The sequence below is a fragment of the Metalysinibacillus jejuensis genome (genome assembly GCF_003057615.1).
In the GTDB taxonomy this organism is placed as follows: domain Bacteria; phylum Bacillota; class Bacilli; order Bacillales_A; family Planococcaceae; genus Metalysinibacillus; species Metalysinibacillus jejuensis.
In genome coordinates this window covers 1-2,176 of the sequence record NZ_QAFW01000111.1, presented here as the reverse complement: position 1 = coordinate 2,176, position 2,176 = coordinate 1, and the positions used below count along the sequence as shown (strand labels likewise).

At 38.5% G+C, this 2,176-nt stretch carries 2 protein-coding genes; both read right to left on the bottom strand.

What is annotated here, in order from left to right:
- Window positions 1-47 precede the first annotated feature (47 nt).
- The gene (gene istB, locus DDE80_RS14220; RefSeq protein ID WP_282432404.1) at window positions 48-821 is read right to left on the bottom strand and encodes an IS21-like element helper ATPase IstB; all 774 of its coding nucleotides are present in this window, start codon (window positions 819-821) and stop codon (window positions 48-50) included.
- A gap of 5 nt (window positions 822-826) precedes the next feature.
- A complete protein-coding gene (gene istA / locus DDE80_RS14215) occupies window positions 827-2,077 on the bottom strand; it encodes an IS21 family transposase (protein ID WP_427901821.1) in 1,251 nt (416 codons plus the stop codon).
- Window positions 2,078-2,176 lie beyond the last annotated feature (99 nt).

Sequence of the window (2,176 nt, the reverse complement as noted above, 5' to 3'; positions counted from 1 at the left end):
TGTCAATATCGGCTTAAAATTCCCCAAAAATATCGGAATAAAATTCCTCACTTTTCTGTTTTAACCGTGTGAGGCAGCGGGAAAATTCCCGCTTTTTTCTTCTCCTCCATACGGTAAGAATCGCCCTTTATATTAAAGGTAACAGAATGATGCAGAAGACGATCTAGGATCGCAGTAGCTAATACATCATCTCCAAACGTTTTGCCCCATTCTAAGTATGATTTATTCGACGTAATGATCATTGCGCCCTTTTCGTACCTTCTTGAGACTATTTGAAAAAACACGTTTGCTGTTAAGGCATCGAATGAAAAATAACCAATCTCATCAAGAATAATCAAATCAGGTTTACATAATCGATTGATTAAATAATTCATCGTCCCTTTTTTCTCTGCTTTTTGACATTGCTCACCTAACTCATCTGCTGTCATAAACAACACTTGGTATCCTTGGGCAAGTGCTTCTAATCCAAAGCCGATTGCTAGATGGGTTTTTCCCACACCCGGTGGACCGAGAATAATACGGTTTTCACCGTTCGCAATATAACGGCACGTACACGTTTCCTTCACGCGTTGTTCACTAATACTTGGCTGGAAACTAAAATCAAAATCGTGAATCGTTTTACTATAAGGGAATTTTGCTCTTTGAATACGTTTTGCTAAAGCCTGTGATTCGCGAAGTTCCCACTCTTGTTTGACAAGCGTGTCAAGAAAGTCAAAATATGATACATTATTGGCAGAAGCACTTTCTACGAGTTCATCGATTTGAAGTGCGGTTTGCTGCCATCCAAGCGCTGTTAAGCGCTTTTCGAGTAATGAGTGCATAATTATTAATCACCTTCCTCGAGTGCAGCGTATACAGCTAATGATCGATTTGCAACATTAGTAATTGGAGTAGGAGAATCTGGGGTCGCCAAACCATGAAGATTCGTTTCCTGCTCTTTTTTTGTGCCGGGTAATCCTTGATAGTGACGGTCATCCATCGACATTTGATGTTTGCCCTCGATCAATAGATGTGTGGCGATGCACTCATATTCATCATAAATTTCAAGTATGCCTTCGTTCGTTTCATGGATTTTTACTTGTTGTCCAGCGTAACGATAGGGTACGGAATATTTATTTTGCTGATACGATATCAAACAATCCTTACTCACTTCCCGGAGTTCCCATTGTCTAATTTGGTATAGCGGTTTTTTATTCCATTGAAGGAGTAAAGAACGCTCCTCTTCAAATCGATCATTTGGACATTGTTGGGTTGTCTGATTTCGCTTTTGATGTACAACCTCATTAAGCCATTTGCGTACTTCATAATTCAATTCTTCTAATGTCTCTGGGAGACGACGTTTTAAGAAATTTGATTTTAAATAAGCTACTGCACGTTCTACTTTTCCTTTTGTTTGCGCCCGATAAGGTTTACAAGCTTTTGGGATGACACCGTAATAAGCAAGGAAATCTTCAAATTTCTTGTTAAAACGAATCTGACTAACACTATGCTTAGTGACAACGGTACGCATATTATCGTAAAGCAACTGTTGTGGAATCCCGTTAAAATAACTAAAGGCATTCATATGACACTTCATTAAAGTTTCCTGTGTCATATCAGTTGTAAACTCGATATATCGCTTTCGTGAATAACTTAAAATCATAATAAATGCATAGAGTGGTCGTTTGACACCATCTACTAAAAACTCCCCAATATCTTCTGCCCAATCTACTTGCGCTTGACGGCCAGGGGCTGTTTCAAATCGAACAGTCGCTTGTTTTTTAGGAGCTTCCCGATAAGGTTGTACAAATTCTCTTAGAATGGTGCTTTTACCTTCATACCCCATTGCACAAATCTCTTCCATTAAGACTGCACAATTCGTTGTTCCTTCCTTAATCCGCTCCAACAAGTAAGCCTTATATGGATCTAGTTTGCTTTTCCTTGGTGTTCTTTTCTTTGATACTGGAACTGTATCTGCATTTAAATGTTTTCTCACTGTTTTTCGATCAAAGCCTGTTTCTCTTGCTATGGCACTAATCGTCCATCCTTTCTGTTTCAATTCTCTAATCATCAAAAAATCCTCCAACAATAACGTCATTCCTACACTTCCAATCTATCTCTTTATGAAATAGATTATCTCGGATAGGTGGGGAATTTTAAACCGTTATTATTGAGGATTTTAACACCGATATTCACA

Coding starts and splice junctions, on each gene's coding strand:
- istA (WP_427901821.1), bottom strand. CDS start 2,077: ATGACGTTATTGTTGGAGGATTTTTTGATGATTAGAGAATTGAAACAG.
- istB (WP_282432404.1), bottom strand. CDS start 821: ATGCACTCATTACTCGAAAAGCGCTTAACAGCGCTTGGATGGCAGCAA.